Raw genomic sequence first — 25,434 nt, 5'->3', positions numbered from 1 at the left:
ATGTTTGAATCGCCCGTTAATGAGAGAACAAACGGCACAACCCACAATTTTAGTGTTTCACTAAAATCAAAACTGTATTCTATAGGTTTTTCAAAGGCTTGATGCGATGGATAGATCAAGAAAAGATCCCCTTTTCCATCTAAGTATTTGTTACCATAAGCAAACATTTGATACAGGTCGGATTGAGAAAGGCCGTAATTGTGTTCCTCGATATCGATCAGCTTCCATTTCGTATCGAGAATCAACTTCGAATTATCCGGTAATGTTAACAATAGATCGGGCTTCAACTGGAACTGACTCCGCTGATTATGAGTTACGAGATATTTCGAGGCTGCTTGTGTCGTAAGCTCTGCACCATCAGGCAGTTGTGTTCTGAGCACTGACGCGACGTAACTTTCAAACACCGCTTCCATTGGGAACAACAAGGAAAGCGCGCTGCTGTCACCTTTCATACTCAGTGGAGAGAATCCATCAAGTATCAATTTTGCCCACGCAATCGGCGAATGATAGTCCACCATTCCTCGGTCCAATTTGAGAGCGTTAATGTCTTGCTTCACGGATTTACTCGTAGGGACATCTGCAAAAGCAAACTGCAGCTCACGCAGCAACTTCTGGTTGGTCGCTAGCCTTGTGTAATAACCTAACTTCAACAGAGCCGTTTTGAGAAGTCTATTGGCTGGTCGATCAATCAAGTACTCATCATATTCAACATAAAACTTATGCTTATTAACCACGTTGTACCTGATTTGTTGGGAAACTTTTAGTTTGCCCTTCTGATAATAAAGGTTATCTTCTTGCGTGACATAGTCACTTTTTAACCCTCGTTTTACCAAACCATTCACCGACTGTAAAAACTGACTGATAAACACCTCAAGCAATGGCATCTGCTTTGTCGCAACACTGGCTTGATTGGAAGAGACATAACGAAATGAGCCTAAGTGCTGCAACATCATCAGCAGCACTTGCCGAGATTCTACGATTGCCTGTTTAGCGTTTTCAGCTTTTCGGCCTATTTTTGGCAATACTTCAATATGTTCACCCGTTGGTGTAAAGAGTACACCGACATAGTTTTTCACTTGAATAAGCTCCAGGCCATAGCGCTTAGTCAAGCTTAGACATTTATGGGTATTCGACTCTTCAGCGCTTAGGCTCACCTCTTTTAAGTACTCGAAAGCGTGTTTTGATATGAGCTTTGCCCCTAAGTTGACACATGCGGCTTGATCACAAGTTAAATAACCGTACTCAAAAACAGTGGTATGCATGGCGATTACTCTGGGCTTGAATCAGACTGGTTAACCACAGTTTGGTAAATACCCGTATAAGCGTGAGCATCACTCCAGACATCGGCATTATCCATAGCAAGCGTATACTTCACTACTGACTGACCGTATTGATCTAATTGATGTCCCTTGCCAAACAGACGTGTCAACGCCTCCGTTTTTTGCACATTTTCTTCAACAAACTGCAAATGTTCTGGCTTTTGATTATCGGCCAAAACCAAACGGATCTTATCCCAATCTTCAACGAAGTACTCTTCCAGAAGTGGAATGATCTTGTTTTTGAAAACAGAGACCAAAGCATTAAAGGCTTCTTCTTGCTCTCCCGCGTCAACCAAAGCTTTGACAGGCATAAAGAAAGCATGACCTAGAGTGTGCTCTCGGTCATAGAGAATTTCTATTCTCTGATTTATCACTTTCAACAGCTCTGCTAGGTCAATGCCATTGACTACGGTATCTTTGAGTAACTCAGGGTTTGGCATCATCTCTACAAAATCAAAACGACGGCGCAGTGCAGTATCCATCATCGCAATAGAGCGGTCAGCCGTGTTCATGGTGCCGATGAGGTATAAGTTATCTGGAACCGAAAATAGAGGCTCACTATGTGGTAACTTGATTTGAATAGATTCATCTTCCCCCTTTTTATCAACCGACATCCGTTTGCTTGGCTCTATAAGCGTAATGAGCTCACCAAATATCTTGGAGATATTACCTCGGTTGATTTCATCAATGATGAGTACATAGTTCGAGGGCGTTGAATTCGAATTGACGTTAAACTTAATTCCATGCGCGGCTAAATATTGTAAGACACCATTCACTGACAGACGCTCTACGTTCCAACACGTAGGTACGTGGAATTGTGTATTACCGTTGAGCTGCTTAAAATCTATCGAGAAATCTTTTGCAATCCAGTCAACCGGTAAATGATGTTGGAAATCAGCTCTAGAAGGTAAGCCATGTTCTGAGTAAAAATAATCCCCGCGAACCACACCAACAGCCTCAACCGAAGTGTTACTATCAATACAAAGAATTAAATCACCAACAGCTATTTCCTGTGAGAAATTTGTTAATGAGATCTGGTTATTCGATCCTTCAGCTTTAAAATACTCATTCCTTTCAGAGCTCGATAAATCTCCGGTATCACCCCAGCCAATAGCCGCAATATTGTGCTTTAAACAATAAGTTTTAGCCTCATTTTTGTAAGTTCCTTCAATTGAAATTTTCCACACACGCCCAAATTCATTAATTCCAGAATCCGCTTGTGGCAGAGAAATTGAAGCAGCCTCGCTGATTGATTTAAAAACACCATTTTCAACAACATATTCAATTGACTTGTCTACCGTTGTTTTCGCTTTTAACCCCTCGACAAAATCTTCATACCCATAGCTCTGGTGGAACGTAACAAAACGAATTCGTTTCGCCGTAACCAGTTCATCGTATTTGGCTTTTAGCTCACCGCGTGTTTCCCACGAAAACTCAGGTTCGGCGGCTTTAACGGCCGCCTCGATGGTATGGTAGGTTTTACCAGTTCCCGGTGGGCCATAAAGAATTTGATTTAGTGGTGGCTGGTTCTGCATTGCGTACTTCTCTCTCGCTTCAGCTATCTGATACTCGTCATATTCAACATCGCTTTCGTTATCATCTCGGTAACTCTTCGGCCAGTGAGCCTTGCGTTTAATCGAATATTGTTTTGCGAACTGGGCTAATGTTTTTGATTTGCATATACGTTGATACAACGCGTCAGAGACTTCTGCGCACTCGTAACCATCACGATGTTCATAGCGAAGCTCAAAGTTAATTTTTTTCAGTGTCGGTTCAAATGTGGCGAAAACTTGTTCGGCTTTAGCTGATCCGAGTTCTTTTCGGCCGATTCGAATCATTGCTCCGGTTGCCATAGAAGTCGTGAAGACATCAAGCTTATGGGTATTCGCTTTGGAAATGAGAGAACAGAATGCATCAATGGTCTCCAACGGCCACTGTTCCAAACCGCGATTAAACAATTCAATATGAGAAAATTGTTCAAAAATAGTCCGTTGAATAATTTCTTTATGTTTACGCTCGGCTCTCTGCCAACAAACGTCGCCAAACTCCAGCAAATCTTGCTGACCTTTTTCGAGAATAAGCTGCTGATACATTTGGGGAAACGACACCTTGTTGTTAGAGCTGGTCAACACCTCTAACATGGGCTTTGAAAAAGTATTGATCAGTACAGGCTTCTCTTGATTTTGATATAGGAAAGCAATCTTCCATTTAACTAAGGGAGCAAAGTCTATGAGATCAATTTTATCCAAGTCGCCTTCGTAGGCCGCTTGTGCGACCTGAATTAAGACATTTTTAACATAGTCAAAAACCATTGATTCGTTATTACCATAACGATTCCGCCACGTATAAACCGGCCCATGGCCAATACCACTCTGCGCTTTCCCTTCGCCATTTCGTTTATAAATACCAAATTTTGCCGAGGTGTTACCTTGAATCGATCCGAGCTCTCTGGTTTTCGTTTCTAACCAATAGGTGAATGTATCGTCATCGTTAACGGATACATATTGTTCCAACGTTAAATCATTTAACTTTTCACGAGGCCAACGTGTTAAGAAATCACGCCACAACTGTTGTTTTACGACTGCCATCATTTCTACCGTTGTTGATGATTTTTATAGAAATCACTAGTAATGAATAAAAATAAAATAAGCCTATCATCTCATAATCATAAGGTCTTTGACTTAACACCCGACTCTTAGTTTTATGAAACAGTAACTTGACGATATTCCACTCAATAATGCGCTCAATTTATAGGCTATGAGAGGGCTTCTGGGATCAGTGAGTCTATTGTTAATTTTTGTTTGGCGCGTCAGTTAAACTTCGCTTGCTCTCTGCTAGTTCGATCTCACTTTTCAATCTCTCGATTTCTTTGTTTCCTTTATGTCGGATATAGAAAGCAGAGAAAATATGGTGTAGCGCTTTGATTAAATTGCCGACGATAGAGAATAAACTAAACACAATTGAGTAAAGGCTTTTTACAAGCTCAACGATTGACTTAAACAGCGTAGATATTGCTTTAAACATTTAAAAATCTCAGATGACAGGCACTAAAAAGGGGCTCTCGCCCCTTTATTAATACAACAAAGTAAAGCTTAGAACTTATACACTTTTCGCGGCTCTTTTCTTGGCCGCTTCTGCTTTTTTGGCTGCCTTGGCTAGGGCTTCGGCCTCTTTGCGAGCCTCGGCAATGCGCTCTAGCAGTTTGTCGGCTGGCTCATCGCTCGGGTCTTGTTCCACCAACTCACCACGGAAGGCTTTTGCCAAAATGCTTTGAGTGAGGTTATCTACCCTCGCCTGCGCTTTTTTCACTTGCGCTTCGATGGTGTCAGCGAAAGCGAAATATTGATCGACAAGGCGGACGATTTCTTGTTGCTCAATACAATCAGGCACTGGAATTGGGTAATCACGAATAACCTTCATGTTTACTCTAGGGGCTGTACTTCCAATAGTTAACTCTCTGACAATACGTAGAATATGGTCGGAGTTTAGTACTATTGTTAAGTACTTAGCATCCACTCTTTCATTAGCTCGAATCACAACCATTCGTTGTCCAAGACAGAGTTCAACACCTTCTGGAATTTGACAAGCAATGCCTACCGTACCTTCCCTGCTATATAGGATATCTCCTGCTTCAGGAGTCAAACGTGAAGTTCGTAGTGCAAACACCTCATCATTTACATAACCTTGCCCTGAAAGGTCTAAGTAAAATGGGTTAAACGCGGTTGTACGAACACAATAACGTCCTTCATCAGACCATTTAGGTGTCGAATGGGGACAATCTACGACATGGCTTGTTACTTCATTTAAGTTAAGTGTTACCCTTTGCTTAAGACTTTTCCCAATGCGCCACTCTTCCGTCAACTTACCCGACACCGCAGAAGCGAGTACCGATTGGCGGAAGCGTTTTAGTAACGCTGGAATGCCATCTAAGCGGGCTTTGATGGCGCCGACCTGTGCCAATACCTCATCGAGTTTTTCAACGATACGTTTTTGTTCGGCGTCTGGGGGCAGCAGAACGTCTTGAGCATACGCGTCATCTCTATTTAACCCTGGTATTGCTGTCGAGCGATTTAATTTAGTGAGCGGAAGGTTCTTTAATTGATAGTACCAATATTTCATCGTTCCAGACGGAAAAGAGTCGACATAGTAAGTTGTATCTATAGGAGAAAAGTCATCTTCACAAAGATGAACTTCGCCAAAAGACCCTTTTCGTCCAACAATCAAACCACCTCCAGATACTAGAGCTTCAGTGTGTAAACCGACTACTCCATTAGAGCCATATACAGGGAAACCAATTCCACTTCGTTGCTTAGCAGGCAGTGATTTTCCATATTTCAACTCAATAAGATCGCCTAACTTTAAATTTACCCAACCATTCGGCAATTCATTCATCACTCAGCCTCCGGCTTTTCTGCCAAGCCAAAGGCTTCTTCAAGTAATTGCTTTTGCCCTTCTGCTTCATCATTCGCGCCGAGTGCTTGCATCAATTGGTAAATTTCAGACATGGCTTCGGTCAGCTCTGCCATGGCTTCACCGGCTAGTACTTCTGGCTCTGGCAGGTTTTCTGCGTTAGTGGCTTCGAGATCTTTAAGCCAAGAGATATCTAGGCTGTCGCCTTTCTGGCCACGAATGTATTCACGGCTAAATTTGCGGAAACGAGCGCTATCTACCTTGTGCGCTTGCTCGCTGACGTTCTCAACACTATCGTCACCTTCTGGGTAAATAGCACCCAACGTCTCGTAAACGCCTTCTTCACGAGGTGATTGACCGTTTTTATCTGCACCGTAAGCATTGATAAAGGCTTCAAAGTGCTTTTCAGTCAGCGGGCGGCGCTTACCAAAGGTGTTCATGTTGGTACGCATATCGAATACCCATGTCTCTTTGGTGCAGTCTTTGTCTTGGTTCTTGTTCTGTACCCTTGCCGCCTTCGAACAGCACGTTATCTGGAATCACCACTGCTGCACGACCGCCAGGCTCTAGCGCATCGTAAATATGCTGCATAAAGCAAAGCTGTTTGTTACCGGTTGGGTGAACAAAGGTACGTGTAATGTTAGTGCTTGCTGCGCTACCAAACGGAGGGTTCGTTAGAATAACATTCGCTTGTGGAAGCGTTTCACCTGCACTGCCCAGTGTATTGCCTAAACGGATTGCGCCCTCTTCAGCATCGCCTTCAATGTCGTGCAGTAGGCAGTTCATCAGTGCTAAACGGCGTGTTTCTGGTACCAGTTCTAACCCAACGAAAGCTTGTTTCATTTGGAAATCTTGGTCGTCCTCATCCATGCGAATTTTTTCGCCATTGACGACCTTCCACTCTAAATCACCAGTGTGTGATTTGATGTATTTATCCGCTTCAATTAAGAAGCCTGCGGTACCAGCGGCTGGATCTTGAATCACTTCACGCGGCTGAGGCTGCATCACTTTGATGATGGTGCTAATCAGTGAACGTGGCGTAAAGTACTGGCCCGCACCCGATTTCGTCTCGTTCGCGTTCTTTTGTAGCAAGCCTTCATACATGTCACCAAAGTCATCACGTGATTTACCTTGCCCTTCACCATCAAAAGAGTCGTCAAACCATTCTAGTTTGTCCATGTTATCCACCAGCTCGGTCAATTGAGCAGGTTGAGTAATGGTGGTGTTTACGTTTTGGAAAATAGCACGAACAATGGCATGGTCGTCAGCGCCAAGCTGAACCAGCATGTTACGGTAGAACTGGTGCTGCTCTTGCCCTAACTTGGCTTTTAGATCTGCCCAACGAAACCCTAGTGGTAACAAGTCGTCTTCTTGGCCTGTTTCTTCACACATTTTAAGAAACAGTAGTGACGCCAACTCATTAACGTAGTTTTGGTAAGAGACACCGCCATCACGCAGGTTGTCACACAATTTCCACAGTTTGGCGACCAGATCATTATTGTTCATGCTTGTTCTCTTGTTTGTTCTGACTCGTGCCAGATAGATAATTCGTTTAAGACAAGTGCTAGTCTTAGATTCCAGACAGTTCGTTCCTCACTTCTGGAATGACGATATCGCATGCACTTGTTAATCCGCACACTCCTTACGGAATGTGCATTTTACATTTGGTTCGATTGTACTGAGTTACGCAGGCTCGTCCCACATAAACTCGTTGAATTGGGTGAGTATGCTGTCTAATTCATCATTAAAGACGTTCATAAGCTTACGTTTGCCACCTTTACGCTTGTAGTTGCCCGTTTTAAAGGTGTCATCGTCGAGTACTACTTTGTCTTTAATGGATGACGCTAGACGATCGAGCCAGTTGAGTTGCTCGTCACTCCACTCTTTTTTCGCTTTAATTTTTTCTAACGCTTGATCTACTCGCTCTTCGAATGGCAGCAATGCGTCACCAATTGCAGCTTGTCGAATGTGACCAATTAAGCGCGCTGCTACATCTTGGTTTTTGGTTTCTTTCCACGCTTTTTTCAGCGTTGGCTCATTAAAGTTTTGTGCATCGAACCACTCTTGCAGTTCTAGCAAACCTTTACGAGTTAAGTCCCTTGGGCGGTTGATTATTACATCTAACGCCTCTTGTTGGTTGGAGGATTGGTCCACCAGCGCATCAAAGGCTTCTAAGAAATCTTGAGCGGTTTCATGCTCGCCATACACGGTTTCAACGCGCAGCAGTGAATCATCGATATCGGTAAAGATTGGCATATCACGTAAGTCATTAATCTCTTGCTTAAGCTGCTCTAAACGGCCGACCATATTGGTTACCTTGTTAAACACTTCTGCCGACCACTTCGGGCCTTTTTGTTTGAGTGTTTTAGCAAGGGTCGCAAAGTTACAGCCTGCTGAGTCTTGGCAAATCTCATCAAAACGTTTGATTTGGTTATCTATCTCACGTGATTTAAGGCGGCTAAACTCTGCATGGCTTGAGATACGTTGTAGCTTGGCAACCAACTGTTCGTGGCTGTGATCAGCAAAGCTGCGACCATCAGCCTCAATCACTTTATAGGTTTCAGAATCCGTGATTTCGTTAACCAAGGTTTGCAGCTCTACCTTTGGACGAACCACGACAGGGCGCATGGTATCGACACTTTGCAGTGTCGAATACAGGTCAACCGCATCAAAAATTTTGAATGAGTTTTTACCTACGGATGGGCATAAGCGTGTTGCTCGACCTTTCATTTGCTCATACAAGATCCGGCTGCGTACTTTGCGCATAAACACTAAGTTACAAATACTGGGGATATCAATACCCGTTGTAAGCAAATCCACGGTAACCACGATGTTGGGCAGACGCTCTTTTTTAAAGCGTGTGATCATGGATTGAACTTTGGTGGCGTCTTTGTCTGAATCACCGGTAATCTTAATGATCGCGTCATGTTCAAGCTGCGGGTATTTAGCTTTAAATGCAGCACGCAGCTCTTCGACCACTGAGTCAGCATGAGTGTTGTTGACACAGAAGACTAGTGTCTTTTGTGAGCTGGTTGGATCAATGTGATTAACCAGTTCTTCACATACCACTCTGTTGAAGTTTGAAGCGATGAGCGCGCGGTTGAAATCGGCGACTTCAAAGCTTTGTTCGTCATCTAAGGTATCGTTGATTAGCTCACCTTGGTTAGAGAGTCGCAGAATTTCCGTACCTTGCGACAAATACAAACCACCCTCACTGAGTTTGGTAATGATGCGAATTGGCGGTTCTTGATCGGTTAAGTAGCCATCAATCACGGCGGTTCGGTAGCTATAGCGGTAAACGGGTTTCTTGTGCTCGCCGCCAAAAATATCAATGGTGTGCAGCGCAGGTGTTGCCGTTAACGCAATTTTCACCGCATCGAAGTGATCGATGATACGGCGATACGAAGAGATAAAGTCTTGTTCGCTTCTGAACTTCTCTTCCCCTTCTGTTTGCTCTTTATCAAGAATGTAACCGCGGTGAGCTTCATCAACAATAATGCAGTCATAACGCCCAACTGGCATCACTTCGTCGCTTTGTAGCGTGCGCTTAACTAAAGATTGAACAGTGGCAACGTGGATCTTAGTACTGTCTTCAGGGAAGCGATCCGTTAACCCTTTCACATTGAAGATAGAGTTAAAGGTATTTCCTTTGATGTTCGTGTCTTCGAATGAATCAAGCGCTTGCTTACCAAGAGAGGTGCGATCGACCAAGAACAGAACACGCTTAAAGCGTTGAGACTGAATAAGGCGATACATCAATGCAATTGCCGTACGTGTTTTACCCGTACCTGTCGCCATGGCTAACAAGATATCTTGCTGACCTGCAACAATGGCTTTTTCTACCGCTTGCACCGCTTCTTCTTGGTAGTAACGCAAACCAAGATCATTCATGTCAGTATTACGGCTAAACCATTTGTTGGTTAACTGGTCATCGCTTTCAAGCTTGGCGACTAACTCTTCAGGTCGGTGCCATTCAGGTAGCGCCTTAGGCATGTTGGTGGCATGACGTACATCGCGATACCAAATACCACTCTTAGTTTTTACCGCCGCACGGTAATCACGACCGTTTGCCGAGAAACAGAAAGGCACTTTATACGTTTCACCCGCCGCGCTGTCATTCCAAGTGGCGATATACTTGGGAATGGCTTCGGCCACTTTGTCGAGCTGCTCTTGGTCACTCGCACAGGCTTCCAATTCACTGCGTAAGAAGTCGTGTTCAAAGTATTTGCTGTAACGATAGGCTTCGGTAAGTTTTGCTGCCACATCTTTGTTTTTCTGCTTAGCCTCGACTACTGCAACGGGTTTTAACCCAACAAACAGTACATAATCCGCAAAACCAGTTTTGCCCGTCTCATCAACACCCGTTGGCCATTCCGCAATCGCCATATTGCGCCCGATTTCTGGCCTTGTACCATTCGAGAATTTAAAGTTTTTAGTGTCGGTATCCCAACCCGCTTTACGAAGCTGGTTATCAATTAAATAGCGCGTTTCTGCTTCATCTAAATTTAGAGAGCGCTTGCTTGCTTCGTTAGCCATTTGCTTACGGTAGGCTTTGCGTTCGACCTCTGTTTTGCTTGAAAGCTCGACCTCTTTCTCTTTGAGCTTTGCAATTAATGCTGAAACACGAGCATCTGACTGTTCTTGTGTTTCTTCTTGCTTACTCTCTAAGACGGAGATGTAGCCATTAAGTGCAGTAAGCTTGGCCTTTTGAGCTTGCACTTCTGCTTTGGTCTGTATTTCTGACTGCTTGGCTAATTCAAGCTCTTGCTTTAGTGACAGAATTTCTTGTTCAAACTGCTCACCGCTCTGAGAAGTTGGAAGAGCAAACTCAGTAACAGCAAAATCATAGCTTTTGGTGACTAAACGGTAATACCAAACCGCTATACGGAAAGCAAAACGCAGACACATTTCAGCATCTTGAAGGTCGTCATGATATTCATGGACGGCTTGGTTGCCTATTTTACGAAGCTTATGGAAGACGTTGAGAATACTGTCATCAACAAAAGGAATTTTGCCTAGCTCACGCAGGAGTTCGTGCTGATTATCTGACACTTCGATATCTAACAGCTTGGCTAAATGCTTGGCTGTTGCTTCCCCAAATATGCGCAATTTAACCAGTGTGGTGTTTGGATCATCTGGATAGTTTTTTTCTGCTGCACGAGCAATAACGTACAGAAAATCGTTAACGCCTTTGAGGAATTCGAAGTTTGATTTTTGCATTAAATACCAACCGACTCGTCGTAATTTAGAATGTGATTTTTATTGGATAAACCGTATCTTACAATAAAAACCTTATATAAAACGGTGAAATAGGCCGCACACGACCGATTAGTTTCCGTAAGGTGTGGCTATCGCTCACATCCGAGCATTTATGGCTCCATACTCTGTTAGTTTTCAATCATCATCCAAAAAACTAACGCAATAGTTTAGAAGCTTTGTCATGTCCGTTTCTTGCAGCAGAACGCATTAAATCCATTCCAGACTGACGATCCCCTACATCATTCGACTTCAAAAGGTGCGCAGCTAACAGGTAGGTTGCTTCCAACTCGCCAATCCCAGATAGGTAGTGTAATGTTGTTTTGTAGTTCAATTCGGCATCTTTATGTCTTGTCTTTTCGACGGTTTCCCACAACACGGTTTTAGCCTCCCAGCTACCCTGTTCATAGGCTTGCCACAGAAGAGCCAGACCTTCACTAATATCAACCGTCACATCTTGAACTCGCAGCTTTCCGAGTTCGACTAAAGCAGAGTTATCACCAACCTGAACTAATAACTTCAATATCTCGCAGGCCATATCTATGCTGTTAGAATTCAATGCTAGCTCATACGCTTCCCAGAGTTTGGGATGACATTCAGTTGGATCTTGATTAGCGGCTTTAGTCAAATATTCTAACCCTTTATGTTTATCAAACTCTCTCCCTGAAAGAATTAACGAATTGCCATATAAGCACATGGCTAACACATCACCCTTGTCGGCTTTCTCTCGAAGTGATAATGGTTGATTTAAAGGTGTCTCTTTCTCTTTCGACTTGTCGTGAGACGCTGGTTTAGGCGCGAAACCTGATAGCCTAAACTTCTTAACAAACTCTCGGGCAGCGATATGACCTAAATTAGCCGCCTTGACGATCCAATCTTCCCCGCTTTGCTTCAGTTTACGATCAGAACGACTTGTTTTGAGGACTGAAATACCGGTTCTATACATGGCATCGGGGTTGCCTTGGTTTGCCGCTTTGCGGATCAAGTGTTCATAGTCTTCCTTATGCCCTAACTGTTCAGCTTCCAACGCTTGCATATGATAAACTTGGCTGCGTTTGGCCAATCCACGAATCTCGCCAAATTTTCCGGTTGCGTATTCGGCTTCCCAAAATTTTTCTATCCATGCTTGCATGGCTTTTTTTCTGATTGAAAGCATATCGGAGGTTAGCTTTGCTAAGCCAAAGTCATCCCAATATCGGCCTAAATCAACAGCAAGTCCCCTAAATTGAGTAGTACCACTATTGGGTAATACGCTTAGCTTCTCGCGCAAAAGTTTTTCACAGAAATGTTGCCAATAATCCAAATGATCATGTACCTCAAGCTGCGACATAGCTCTAATAGCATCAACAGAGATTGACGTTGAATCGAACAACTGCTGTACGTTTATACTCGTCTTCTTGAAGAATCTTGTATCTGTTGTTTCCCCCCTTAGGAATTCAACAGCAATGACCCCATCAAGTTCAAACACATAGGTTTCCACATTACTTTGCTTTTCTTCCGAAAAGCGGTGGATGAAATCTGGCAACTCAACGTCGTTGTGTGCAAGATAGTCATGCGTTTGAACGGGGAGTAGCACTCTCACGCGACTAAATCGGGAACTGTAGTTCGACCAAAATAAAGAGCGGTCCTTGATTTGCACAAGTTCGTATTCTGTTAAACCTAATGCTTCAGAGGTTTCGTTTGAATAGAGTATTGAAGATATTGTGTGTAAGTCGTAGTAACAAGTCAGGTCGTATTTTTGCTTTAGAATCACCTTGGCGTCATGAGGCAACTTATTCCAATAGCTGTTCTTACTAAATGGAAGGCAATGTGCTTCGATAATCTGGTGACAGCTTTCTCCATAATTATAATGGCCAACCTCAAGAATTAAGCTTCGACAAAAATCCATACGATGAGCAGAAACTTTATAACTGTAGAAGTAACTGGCCAGCCATTGATCGTCCTGTTTATTTAAGTTTGCGACGTCGAGGCACCCAAAGAGGAATTCAGATATGTGATAGCTGTAGCCATTAGAAAGTGGTAGTTGATAATTTGTCAGCATATCTTCTGCGGTACAACCAGACTCATAGCAATAACGAGCAAGCGTGGCTAAGTCAGAATTTTGCAGTGCAAGTAGCCAGCGCGCTTTTATTGCATCGTGGCGACTCAACATTTGAGTATGGTTTTTGACAACTTCCAGCGAGTTGATTATGCCAGGCACAATTTCACTCTTCTTTCCATCGAGTGCTAACGCAATTTTAAAGAATATGATTTCGCTAAGCTTCTGGCTTGCTGTAATCCCTTTCCAAACACTAGGTAGTACATTCGAGAGCGTGGCCTGATCTAATTCTACCCACTGACTTTCATCCTGTAGAATATCAAGCCACTCAAAGATGTGAATGTCCTGATATCGTTCTTGTTGGACCAACTCGACTATTTCCAACAGGCCTTTGGCCGGGAAGCTAGGTAAAGGCATATCGACAAGCCTTTGTTCAACCAAACTTTGTGGCTGGTCAAGTAAGCTTATTCGTTTAGGTAATTCTGGTTGAGAAAAGCTAAAACCGCTACTAGTCAACTTTCTTTACCTCTGAAAAACGCCCCAAGAACTCATCGTCTTTGAATTGGAATCTAAATTTAACTTTTCTGTCTTCAGCTTGTGCCGATGACTTATTGGCCTCAATGGGACCACGGCCAGAAATAACAACTTTATCGAAGAACTTTTCTTTGTTTTCAAACCGCATTGAATTAACAAAAGCAATCACACTGTTTGCTCGGAGTACACTTAACTCCATATTTCTATCGAATGCTCCTTCTGAGCTAGAGTGTCCCTCAACCACAATTCGACTTACTTCATCGGCCGTGGCTTGTGACTGAAAGATTACCTCTGAATAAACGGGAATAAACTTCTCTAGAAAAATCTTACCTGTTGGCTTAAGTTTGTATGCATTGCGATCAAATAATATAGAGTCAGTAATTGAAATATCCCCAGTATCACCATTAGCCTTAACTTCAATACCGGCAGATGTTAACGCATCATTGATACCTTTGATTATAACCACTCGAGTATTCTGGCTCTGTTCGTATACTTCCGATATTTGTACTAAAGCACTGATCAGTAACAGAGCGAATATCATCAGTAATACAGACATTAGATCGCCAATAGATAACCACACCCCTGATTCATCAGCATCACCCGCCTCAGAGTGATTTCTAAGCGCACGCATTAAGCTTCTGCCTTATCTTGAACGACTTCTTGACGTAGCTCTTGAGCACTGACCAAATAGTTTGCTGCTTGCGCTAGACGATTGTGGATCTTACTTGAGGCATGGTCAAAGTCGTTGAAGAAAGTTTCAAAGCTCTTAGTCGCACGCGCGTAATAGTCGTCCATCGCTTTCGGCAGTTCTTCGGTTACTTGAGTAAATGCTGCCGATGCCGTTGTGTATTCTTTCTTCAATGAGCTTATTTCTTGGCTCATTGTCGTGGCTGCGTTTTGAAGTTCCGCCATCTTTGACGCATCATTCAGACCAATAGCTTTCGCAACTCGCTCTAATGTCCCTGCCGACTTTTCTAAATTCTGGTACTGAGCCGTTAGTTCTTTAAGTAAGGTGTGGCGAGTCTGATACTCTTCCTCAAATACTTTACGGAAATTATCGACAACACCGTTTAAACCATCACGTTGCTTACCTAAGCTGCTATCAAGCTGATCATTTTGCTCTTTGAAGTACTTGGTTAAATTTTGTTGATACTGCTCACGGAACACTTCTAGCTCTGATTGGACGGTTCTAGACATAGACAACACCTTATTATCGATATCACCTAACCCTTGTTCTAATTCTTCACGAGCTGAAATCATGAGTTTACTTGCTTCTGCGCCCGTTTCTTTTAAGGTCGTTGTTTGCTGCTGGAAAATACCTTGAGATTCCGTCAGTAGTTGTGAGATTCGATTCTCCATTTCGGTGAATAACTGTTTTTCACCTTCACGACGACTTTCCACTGAATTCTCGAAATCGGATTGAGCTTGGCTCATTAATTGCTGAGCAGACTCACCAACTTCTTTGATTGTGTCTGACTGTTGTGTAAATGCAGTTTGAGTACTCTCAAGTAAATTGCCTATTCTCATCTCTACTTCGCTAAACAGCTGTTTTTCCCCCTCACGGCGGCTTTCAACTGACTTCTCGAAATCGGATTGAGCTTGACTCATTAGATCACTCGCAGCTTCCCCTGTTTTTGTTATGACCTGCGTTTGATTGTCGAAAGAGTCTGAAATTTCACTAAAGAGTGTGTTTATTCGACTCGTCACCCCTTCAAACATTGCCTTTTCAGCCGACTGACGTTCGCTCAAAGCACCGTCCATTGACTCTTTAATACCTTGGAAAGCTGAAGCTGCGGTTTGTGAGCTTTGCTCAAATGCAACTCTCTGCTTTGTCATACCTTCTGTGGCATCACCAAGCATTCCTTTTACTTCTGAGGCGATAGTTCCCATCGCTCCTTGGGTTTCTTCACTGAAGCTCGTTAAAATTATTTTTAACGACTCAGCAAACTCTTGAAGCTTCACCATGGTTTCTTTTTGGAAATCATTGATCGTAGTTACAGTTGTTGCCGTACTTGTTACCACTTTTTCGACATTACGGTTCAACTCTGCAGTCACCTCATTACTGTTTAGTACCGCCTCACTAGTTTTTCGAAGTTCAACTGTGACAGGTTCAATCAATTCAGATTTCATCTCTTTCACGAGTAAATTAACCAGCTCTTGCTGAGACTGCTCTTTGATATCTTTTAAGGTACTTAACTCTGATTTAATGGCATCTAGCGCAGGAACCATTTGACTTTCAATGGCTCCAGTCATGGCTTCTGATATTTTACTCGCGATGACATCTCCACTGAGCGACTCAACCACATCCCCAAAACCTGATAAGGCATCAGCGATATTTGCCCCCATCAACTCAATGGTGTCTGCGGAGCGTAACTGTGCATTAATTGCTTCGCGCTGGCTTTCGCTTCCCATATCTTTGAGGTAATAAACTGCACTGGCTTCAAAATACTCTTTTGAAATATTCCGTAGGAAACGTTGCTGAGCATTAGAAATTGTACTTGATGACCACTTAAGTAACGCCATGAAAATAGCTGAAGTGCTTAAACCAGCCAAAGAGGTATAAAATGCCGTTTTTAACCCTTCAAGTAGCTCTGCTGCAGACGACAACAGTGCCTTTGAATCACCCGCCATACTAAAATGACTTAAGCCAATAGTGATACCTAAGAAAGTACCGGTAATACCAATACTCGTTAATAATGCTGGCACCAATTTATATCGGTTAGTATCGCAATTAGGAACCATGAATGAAATTGGTGACTTACTTAACCATTGCTCACCATTAGTTTCAATTTTAAAACTACCGTCTAGTGATGAATAAATTAAGTGCTCGGTCACCCAGGTCAACTGTACTGGCGTTAACTTTTCTTGTTTAAGTACTAAGGCATCACTCAATCCCTTGATTTCCAAAATACTTTCTAGCTTTTCTTTAGTTTTATATGTAGACAGTAGTGCTCGAATGAAGAAGACAGCAAACAGGATGACGGTTGCAGTAATAATTAGATCGGTTATCCAATCTCCAGATATGTAAGCAAAATGATCAAACATGGGTAACCTTTAAGTTCTTAAGTATTTTGTAATTTCTTGTTCAGTAAAAATTTGTTGTGCAATTCTGGCGGGTAAGTGTTCAGCATCGATTCTTGGTACACCATTAATCTGTACCTCACGATTTAGCCGCACACTATACATAATCTCATCATGCTGATCGGAGTCACTCGCAATTTTCAAATAGACCTCGTCAGGGAAATCACGAATAAGTGTGGCTTGTAAGCAGGATTTAGTATCACGAAATGAATTGGTCGCAACAAAATCGCGCCCAAACTCGTCTCGTGATAGTTTCCACGCATGATTGACGGCAATAATCCTTTCTAGGATAGTCTCTAGTGTAATTTCCATCGATTATGCTCTTAAATGATGTGCTTGCGTACGATAGTTTTGCAAGAAGTCATTGACCGATACGACCTCCCACCCGGCTTCTAGTGCATCTTCAATATCATTCTCTGAAATCGCAATTCCAAATTTGTTTTCAGGCCAAGCTAGTTCAATTTTTGTAGCTAGGCCGCCAAATGAATCCCAAATATAAAACCCGAGTTCTGGCAGTTTTGTACCGAAGTTTTTGCAAGCATGCAGAACACCATGCACGCCAGGATCTGATAACTCGAAAAGCTCTTGCCAACCTCCAATGTCATCTAAAAGACCTTGATCCTTGCGAAGATCGTTAATTAATTGTCTTTCTCGATGGCTCAAAACCATGTGCTGATGTTTCGGTTGTTTACTGTGGCAGTCAATACAGAGCGCTTTGAGGTTTTTAGTCCGGTTGTCTGACTTAACACCATTCACGTGGTGCACATGCAGCAAGCCTCTATTTGAACGGAGATTGACGTTACATTGTTCACATTGAAAGTCTTTCTCAACTCTATAATGGGACGATATTTTAGACCAATCCTCCGTATATCCAGTCTCTGCGGTTTCAGCTAGCCTAGAAGGTAGATGGGGGAAAAATGAACTGTAGGTTGCAAAAAACTCAGCCATGTCAAATTGTTGAACAATTGAACTTATCGGCGTACCTGTATTGCACCCTTTGTAATTCAACTGTCTTAAACAGTTCTGACAGACTTTAAGCTTAGCCTTCGTTTCCCCATAGCTAGAAGCTACTACAAACTCACCAGATGTATCATTGGTGACGACATAGCGCTCAAAGCGACCGTTCGCTCTCATACTCTGTAACGTTTTACAATCAGCCACGTGGAAACGAGCACTACTGCCGTTTGCTTTAATATAGAGAGAAACATTTCGACCTTTGTAACTCAGTAAGCCTGAATCGACATCAACGTCTTTTAATTCAACATCTTTACCGTTACCAAGCTCTATATCGATAACCCCCATTCGAGTCTCTTTTAACTCAAGCTTGAATTCGCCTTTTTGATCAGGCTCCATCAGGTTAATCGCATTTTTCAAGCTACCAAAGTTAATACTCAACTTCATGAAGTACCCAAAATCTTACGGATCTGTTCTTCAGCATTAGTGATAACACGGAAAGAGACGCGTCTAGAACGGTCCTCATCCTCAAGGCCTTCATCATTGGTTGCAAGTTTAGAAGAGGAATACCCTACAGCAGCAACGTTAGCTTTTACCCAACTATAATGCTCTTCAACTACGTTAGGTAACATCATTACATAACCTAAAACCGCGCGGGTTCGCGATTGAGACAAGCGCATATTATTAAAGTAAGCTTCATAGTCCGTTGAATCATGGTTCCACTTACTTGATGTGTGCCCTTCAATTTTTATTTCTTGAATAATGGGTTTATAGCTGTCGAGCACTTTCAAATAGCGAGGAAAGAAATCATCTAAGATAGTCTGAAAGTTGCCAGTTAGGCTCGCTTTACCATTAGCGAATAAAACGTCAGGAGATGTGAAATTGACGCTTAATGTATCACGATCAATCTCAGCCCCCCACGTTTGTAGATCAACTTTGAACTCTTTAAAAAGCGCAACATAAATAGCTTCTTGTGTTTGCTGATAAGTCTCTGCAACCTCTTTAATCTTATCTCTTTCAACCATTGCGTCTCGCATGAGCGCTACAGAAATAAAAAGAAAGACCATCATTAAGCCAGCCATCAAATCTGACACTGACATCCAATGCTCACCACTATCACTTGGGCGCTTTGAAGAACCAAATAGCTTTTCCATAATTACGCTACTCGACTGCTAACTACGTTATTCATTTCACGCACAAGATCTTTGTAATCACGAGTGAACTGTTGAGTAACGGTCGCTAGAGCCTCACCCATTTCTTTTATTGTACGATTCAGTTCTTGTTGCATCTGGAGATCAAGAACCTCTACCTGCTTCTCTACTGCGCTGCCAGTCTTACCTACGGATTCAATGATTTGATCTTCTAAACTATCAAACGTGCGTCTTACTGCTTGGGCTTGAACTTGGAAAACATCTTCTAATGTGGTTTCCAAACGATCATGCAGTTTTGAGATAGCTGAGGTCGTCTCTATCTGAAGCTCTTTGGTACTTGAAATAAGGTCTTGATTAGCCTCTTTAAGCACGCGGCCGGTTTCTTTTGAGTCATCTTTAATGTCAGCAACTAACACTCGCAATTGACCATTCAATTCTGTAATTGCATCTTCAAGATGTTGGCGGATCTGTTCAGTTGTATCCGTTAAGTGATTCGTTGCATTGCTTAAACCACCAGTTGCCGTACCTACTTGCTCCTGAATATCAGATGAAGCTTCTGCAAGTTTACCACCAATATCTTGAGCGCTTTCTCTTAATTGTGTAGAGATATCCTGAGCACCCGTCTCTAGATTAGTTCTCATTGCGTTCATGCTTTCTTCAGTCGTTGTTGTAAATTGCTGAGATGATGCACTCAATGTTGTCGAGATTTCTTTCGTTGTTGTATCTAGGTCTTCAGCAATTTTCTTCACGCCAGCTTCAAAGCTCACTTTAATGTCTTCAACACCTTCTTCCGTTACCTGAGTGAAGTCTTCGCTAGCATCTGCTAACTGGGTACTAATTTTCTCTGCGCTTGTTGTGAGCTCTTGAGCTAGTTTGGTTGCGCCCTCTTCCAAGTTAATACGCATAGCATCAACACTTTGGTTTGCGGTAGAGCTAAAGTTATCGATGATTGTCTGTGATTCATTAAGCATTGATTCATAGTGAGTAGAAGCTGCTTTAACTGAATCACCAATCGTATTCATTGTTGTATCCATTTGCTCACGAATTTTTGGCATTCCTTCAACAGCTTTATCACGTAGATCTTTGAACGCTTCCAAACGATGTTCAAGTTCCGTCACTTGACCATGGCCAAGTTCCATTACCTGATGCAGTTTTTCCATTGTTACTGGTATTGCTTCCGCTCGCTCATTGATGTGGGCGACAGATTTCTCTGTAGAGGAAATCGCATCAACGCCTAATTGGTATTTAGTCGCCATATCTTCAAGCTGATGACGGTAGTTCTCTTGCCAGTCCACTAACTTCTTCACGGACTCATCCAAACGTTTAAAGTTTTCACCAAATTGCTCAGTTAACTTTTCGTTGAAATCCACTATCACTTCTTTGAGTGCATTGATCACTTGTTCTGTTGCTGACTTAGACAGAAGCTCGCCGAACTCATCCATTTTCTTCCAAAGTGTGCTCTGAAATTCAGTATTTCGCTCTGTTGTTTGCTTAAACTGATCGTTCAATGTTCTTTGACCATCATTAATGTCAGTTCTGAGATTCTTGATTTGCGAGGTCAATGATGAGTCCTCGTCACCTTTAATTGCAGATAGCAGTTCGTTTGAAGCGTTTAATTGATCAGTAGATGCTTGTAACTGTTTTGACATGACTGAGAATATTTCGTCTGGGCCCACAGATTTTGTTTCTTCGTTCTCTTTTTGGGGAATCAAACCTAATGCAGCTTTGTAAAATATTGATCCCGCCATACCAGCTAAGCTTGTTAGGAAGGCTGTTTTTAGACCGCCAAGTAGCGATTCTATACTGCCATCAATATTTTGAGGGTCGAAATCCATTAGACCAACGACGATCCCTGCAAATGTACCAAGAATACCTAAAGACGTTAAAATATTAGTCGTGCTTGCTGTAAATCGAGGCGCTTTCCCTAGTACAGCCAATACAATCGAAACAATAAGTAGCAATAGAATTAAATTGATAAAACCATTTGAAATGGATTCTGCAGAAAATGAAGCAATAAATGAAGCTAATAGTTCGGTCATAATGATTGATTTGATTGTATTGAAGGAAGACGTTAGCATTCTATAGCAACAGAATGGCATTCTCAAAAACTAACACTTATTATTTAATAAATCATTTTTAGTGGGGATGATTTAAATCAAAGTTATAAATAAACCCAATAATAATTTAGAGAATGACTGTTTCAGTAGAATTCGCATGTAAAAAAGATAACAGACTCAAGGATCAAACTGAGGATTTATCGAGCACTACCAATTAAATTAATAACAAAAATATAAATAAGAACACATCGATGTCATTCAATCAGATTAATTACACGATTAAACATAGAGACTGGGATATCTGCTGATATTTTCTGGTGTGAAATTGCCATTCAAGTAAGCAGCGAGTGATGGGCTTTATTATATTGATAGCTTGAGTTGCCGTTAAAGGCTGTACTTTTTCCGCCATCGTAACCCCCTGAAGTAACCTCGAAATTGCTTAGATCTTAAAAGACTACTTCAGAGATTACTTTAAACGGTGGATTTTACAACACATCACGGGAGCTCTTGGGACGAAGAAATGGTTAAGAGCCTGATAAGACAAGGAATTATAGGCACAAAAAAGCCCACACTAGGTGGGTTTTCTTTTTGAATTTGGTGCGCTACTGGACTCTACCATCCAACCTATCCAATTGATTAAAATGAACAATATAAAAGTAGAGTTTTAAGATGTTACCTCAGGTGTTACTTTGACTAAAACTAACCATAGCTACTCCAGCTACCACACACTTACTTTATGAGTTTTCAGCTCAAGATGCCTGATATTTCATTGAACTTAATCGTGATAGAGTGAGACAGCAGAGTTAACCTATTAAGCTCTTGATTTGGTTTGATTTAAAATAAAAACTTATACCCAAGTATTACCTTAGGTATTACATAAGACAACTGATACCGTATCTTGGCACACAAGTTTTAATGAGCACTATTTTAATTTGATGAAAGTTTAACCTTTTCTAACAAGTTCACCTGCTTTCTGGAAAGCCCAGCTTTACCATATCGATAGCACAAGTAATCTGAGATATCCTGTTCATGGGTAGACATTACTACTTGCCTATCCCTTAGTTCAACACGGAGCAAATCACTCAACGATGCTATGTTAATCTCATCCATACATTGTGTTGGATCGTCAATAAACACAAACGCAGTTTTGGCGTATTTTTTGTTAAGCGCAAGAAATAAAGATAGCGAAAGAGCGCTGATTTGACCGCTGCTCATCGAGAGCGCGGCATCATGCTCAGAGTCACGTACCGTAGTAAAGTTCATTGCAGCTGTTTTTCGCTGTTTACCATCAGGCGTATCGATAAACACCCCTAGCCCACTTTGATAGTTTTGTAGTAATCGTCCACTATAGATATGAAAAAGTGACTCCATTTGACCTAGTGTTTGATTGGTATAGTGTGTACGTGCACGTTTAAGCTGGGTTTCTATGTTTTCTAACTTTGAACATAAGTCTTCTAAATGCAGAAATTTTGCACGGTAAAATTCTACATCCTTTTGCCGCGCAATAATCGACGCATTTACCGTCAATTTATACTGTTGCTGAATGTAGTTTTTCTTCTGTTCAATCTGCTCTTCTGTCAAATTTTCAAGCTTGCTTAGATCGGAAAAATGAGCTTTAAAGAAGTCAAACTGATTCGTTGATAACATCTCATCTTCTGGCTCCAACGATCGAAGAATAGCGGTATTCACTGCTGAAACTTGTTTCGATTGGTCTTCTGGGTCAGAGGCATAAACCCTTGGTAACTTAATCCCTTGCATTTCCAATTTTTGTCCAATAGAGACCAATCGCTGCATTTGATGTTCATATTCAGCTAACTCAGAATACAGTTTTACATTAAACTCACGCCTGACCGTTTCTAACAATGGAGCATATTTTGCTTTCAAAGGTGCAAGGATGGCCTCTAGCGCTTGGTAACATTGATTAATTTGCAAACCGATCTTGGTTAGTTTCTGCTCCAGTAAAGCTGTCTTCGCCTCGATTGCCGAAAGTAGTATGCTGTTCTCTTGATAGTCAAAGCCACAAAGTGGGCAGTCATGCTCACTATTATCAACTGTTTGGAGTAGTTTTGTTCGTAATTGCATCACTACTGCTTGCTTTTCGCTCACACCACTGTGGCCTAAATGTAGCTTATTCTTGTCCTCAAGCAATTGCATAAGTTTTATAGATTCTTGTTCTTCGCAATATGAAGAAATTAGCGAACCATGTGATGAAGCGAGCTTTGATACTTCAGTATCCAGTGCACTACAGATTTTTTCTAACTTATCTAACTCCGCTTTATTTTTATGCAAGTCTGGAAGCTTGTCGAAATGATGAAAAAGCCTAACAGCCAAATCAAATTCATTTCGTTTAGTGAAGTCAATTTTTTGTTGGTTCCTTATCCTCTTAGCAATCTCGTGTCGACCAACATAGACTTGAATTAGTAAATCAAGTTGACCCAATAGTTGCTCTAAGTTTTTGAAACTACCTACAGTAAATGGCGTTTTAAGATCCCATTGAGGAGTGACCTTTAGCTCCGTAAGCTTAGTGTAGGCTACTGGGGTTGCATCACTAACAGTTAAAGTCCGCTGTAACTCTTCTAGCTGAGTTTTTTGCTCAATATATACTTTATTCGTCTCTCCGAGCTGTGCCTTTGACTCAGACTTTAACTTACCAATGGTATCAATTCTGATATCTAGCTCATCAAGGTTAAGTAGGTGACTTATTTGATCTGTTCTTTTATCACTATTACATCCGTCAGGAATAACAATTGATTTACTATCTTGTTGCAAGTAGTTAAGCACTGGGAAGTTTTCCAGAAACTTATCTCCAAATTTCTCTGACCAAAACTGTTTCTCATCATCAATTAGCCTAGGGCTAGCAGTTTCATCGAAACCAGATAGCTCATAAAGCTTAAATTCATTAAAACTATTAGGTCTATTTATACTTGAATCTAAATCTTCTTGTTTAGCCAACCTCATCACATAAAGTATTTCATTGCCCTTTTGAAGCTCTGCGATAATAGATATCCCATCATGGCAATTGTGATTTTGAAATATACTACGATTGTATTTTTTGTTACCACTTTTGAGCGCACGATGTCTAGCCGAGATTCTCGGGAGCTCACTACAAAAAAGCAGTTGTTTGGCATCAAATAAGGAAGTTTTACCAAAGCCATTCGGTCCATCATAGATAACTAGATCAGACGAATAGTTTTCTGAAAACTGCGTAAACACCTTGAAACCATTAATCTTCAGCCTGTGAATTCGCCATCTTGCCACGAATATACTCCTCAACTATTCCTTTGTAATTATTACTATTGCTTGTGAGCGCTTCAAATTCATTGCCAATCGCCAATAAACCTACTTTTTGCAAGTATTCATCCGCCAACTGACAAGGGTCATCTAATTCTGATTCATCTACAGGAACAGATAAAAAAGGAAGCTTAATGTATATACGGCTAGCAATGCCATACTCTGACTCAACCATCGGCGATTTCTTGTATAATCTGAATTTACTTTGATCTTTTATCAAATTAGCAATATCACTTATATCATTTTCGTTAATAAGAGCTAGTTCGGTTTGAGAGTAATACAAAACATGTTTTTTAAAACTATAGCCATCTTCCTCTAAAGCAAAAATATCACTTTCATGGTCAACTATATCGGCTAGCCGATTTATCTCAAACAACACCACTACATCTGTATTTTTTGCAAAAGTAGGTTGTTCGCTCAATACATCCGGTGTATTTGCCAAAATCCACTGATTAAGCTCATTTGGTTTTATCAGTTTCAAAACCTTAACTACTACCAAAAAACGTTGGTAATTGTTCGACGTGGAACGATAAAAAGAAAAATGCTCAGCATCTTGTTCAACTAACTCAAACTGACACGGAGAGTTGCTTGATAAAGTTGTAATTATTTGATTAATCATTTATTTCATCACTTGCGTCACGCACTGACACAAACCTCACATTGTTTATTTTTGTAATTCTATTTTTATCGTTTTCAGAAATCTCTGTAAATTTACCACTAGAACTAGATTCACTGCTAAGTAGAAACGGTTTGCTATCCATATGTACAACTAGATTATCGTAATCATAGAGCACATCTTGTACGGCTAGGTTTCCACGCAGACCATCAACATTCTCTTGAATTTGCTTTACGTCTAATTTCATATTTAAAAAATCAAACTTCATTGCAGTAGGAAGGTACGAACCAAGTCCGCTTTTGAAGTAGTGTGGTAAGTCTTTAGATGTTTTAACTCCCATAATACCGAGAATTATTCTTAAATAATGATCTACAGTATCATTACTAAAGCCAACTAAAGTGATTTCCTTTTGATTTGGTTTCTTTGAATGATCTGCTCCAGTCAGACTGGACACCGCATTAAGCGACATATTGTTTTTCAAAGTTAACTGGGCTTAGATACCCAAGAGCACTGTGCCTTCTTGTTCGATTATAATCAACTTCGATATATTCAAAAAGTGCTTGGCGCATCTCTTCTCGCGTCATTATCGGCTCGTATTGGATGACTTCTACTTTCATTGAGTGGAAAAAGCTTTCAACACAGGCGTTATCCCAGCAATTTCCCTTCCTACTCATACTTTGTTTTAAATTATGAGCTGCGATTAAGTCTCGGTAGTCTTTTGAGCAAT

General features: G+C 41.5%; 15 protein-coding genes and 1 pseudogene. All 16 read right to left on the bottom strand.

What is annotated here, in order from left to right; translation table 11 throughout:
- Positions 1-1,262, bottom strand: a 1,262-nt coding sequence (locus L4B77_RS15365; RefSeq protein WP_429751476.1) for an McrC family protein, incomplete at its 3' end; no start/stop codon positions are given.
- Between the two features lie 5 nt (positions 1,263-1,267).
- Complete coding sequence (locus L4B77_RS15360; protein WP_429751474.1) at positions 1,268-3,910, bottom strand: AAA family ATPase; 2,643 nt, start codon at positions 3,908-3,910, stop codon at positions 1,268-1,270.
- Between the two features lie 508 nt (positions 3,911-4,418).
- Positions 4,419-5,711, bottom strand: coding sequence for a restriction endonuclease subunit S (locus tag L4B77_RS15355; protein ID WP_429751478.1), 1,293 nt, complete (start codon positions 5,709-5,711; stop codon positions 4,419-4,421).
- Positions 5,711-7,235: pseudogene (locus L4B77_RS15350) on the bottom strand (N-6 DNA methylase). Before L4B77_RS15350 ends, L4B77_RS15355 begins: the two are co-directional and overlap by 1 nt.
- A 177-nt stretch (positions 7,236-7,412) precedes the next feature.
- On the bottom strand, positions 7,413-10,949 hold the full coding sequence (gene hsdR, locus L4B77_RS15345) for a type I restriction-modification system endonuclease (protein WP_429751472.1): 3,537 nt from the start codon (positions 10,947-10,949) through the stop codon (positions 7,413-7,415).
- 193 nt (positions 10,950-11,142) lie between these two features.
- Complete coding sequence (locus tag L4B77_RS15340) at positions 11,143-13,539, bottom strand: EH signature domain-containing protein (RefSeq protein ID WP_429751470.1); 2,397 nt, start codon at positions 13,537-13,539, stop codon at positions 11,143-11,145.
- Positions 13,532-14,188, bottom strand: a complete 657-nt coding sequence (locus tag L4B77_RS15335; protein ID WP_429751468.1) for an OmpA/MotB family protein — start codon at positions 14,186-14,188, stop codon at positions 13,532-13,534. Before L4B77_RS15335 ends, L4B77_RS15340 begins: the two co-directional genes overlap by 8 nt.
- Positions 14,188-16,602 (bottom strand): hypothetical protein, encoded by a 2,415-nt coding sequence (locus tag L4B77_RS15330; RefSeq protein WP_429751466.1) that lies wholly within the window; start codon positions 16,600-16,602, stop codon positions 14,188-14,190. Before L4B77_RS15330 ends, L4B77_RS15335 begins: the two co-directional genes overlap by 1 nt.
- A gap of 9 nt (positions 16,603-16,611) precedes the next feature.
- Complete coding sequence (locus L4B77_RS15325; RefSeq protein WP_429751464.1) at positions 16,612-16,950, bottom strand: hypothetical protein; 339 nt, start codon at positions 16,948-16,950, stop codon at positions 16,612-16,614.
- Between the two features lie 3 nt (positions 16,951-16,953).
- Positions 16,954-18,039: an HNH endonuclease gene (locus L4B77_RS15320; RefSeq protein WP_429751462.1), complete on the bottom strand. Its 1,086-nt coding sequence runs from the start codon at positions 18,037-18,039 to the stop codon at positions 16,954-16,956.
- Positions 18,036-18,746: an OmpA family protein gene (locus tag L4B77_RS15315; RefSeq protein WP_429751460.1), complete on the bottom strand. Its 711-nt coding sequence runs from the start codon at positions 18,744-18,746 to the stop codon at positions 18,036-18,038. Before L4B77_RS15315 ends, L4B77_RS15320 begins: the two co-directional genes overlap by 4 nt.
- 2 nt (positions 18,747-18,748) lie before the next feature.
- Positions 18,749-20,782 carry a hypothetical protein gene (locus L4B77_RS15310; RefSeq protein WP_429751458.1) on the bottom strand — a complete coding sequence of 678 codons (2,034 nt, stop codon included), beginning with the start codon at positions 20,780-20,782 and terminating at the stop codon, positions 18,749-18,751.
- 945 nt (positions 20,783-21,727) lie between these two features.
- A complete protein-coding gene (locus L4B77_RS15305) occupies positions 21,728-24,058 on the bottom strand; it encodes an ATP-binding protein (RefSeq protein WP_429751456.1) in 2,331 nt (776 codons plus the stop codon).
- The gene (locus L4B77_RS15300; protein ID WP_429751454.1) at positions 24,024-24,710 is read right to left on the bottom strand and encodes an ABC-three component system middle component 1; all 687 of its coding nucleotides are present in this window, start codon (positions 24,708-24,710) and stop codon (positions 24,024-24,026) included. The genes L4B77_RS15305 and L4B77_RS15300 overlap by 35 nt, the downstream gene beginning before the upstream one ends.
- A complete protein-coding gene (locus L4B77_RS15295) occupies positions 24,703-25,176 on the bottom strand; it encodes an ABC-three component system protein (RefSeq protein WP_429751452.1) in 474 nt (157 codons plus the stop codon). The genes L4B77_RS15300 and L4B77_RS15295 overlap by 8 nt, the downstream gene beginning before the upstream one ends.
- A partial coding sequence (locus L4B77_RS15290) for an IS3 family transposase (RefSeq protein ID WP_429751450.1) occupies positions 25,166-25,434 on the bottom strand: 269 nt, incomplete at its 5' end. The genes L4B77_RS15290 and L4B77_RS15295, both read right to left, overlap by 11 nt.

The organism is Vibrio minamisatsumaniensis (assembly GCF_050337445.1).
Taxonomy (GTDB): Bacteria; Pseudomonadota; Gammaproteobacteria; order Enterobacterales; family Vibrionaceae; genus Vibrio; species Vibrio artabrorum.
The sequence above is the reverse complement of the archived record's forward strand: the minus strand, read 5'-3'. Positions and strand labels throughout refer to the sequence as shown.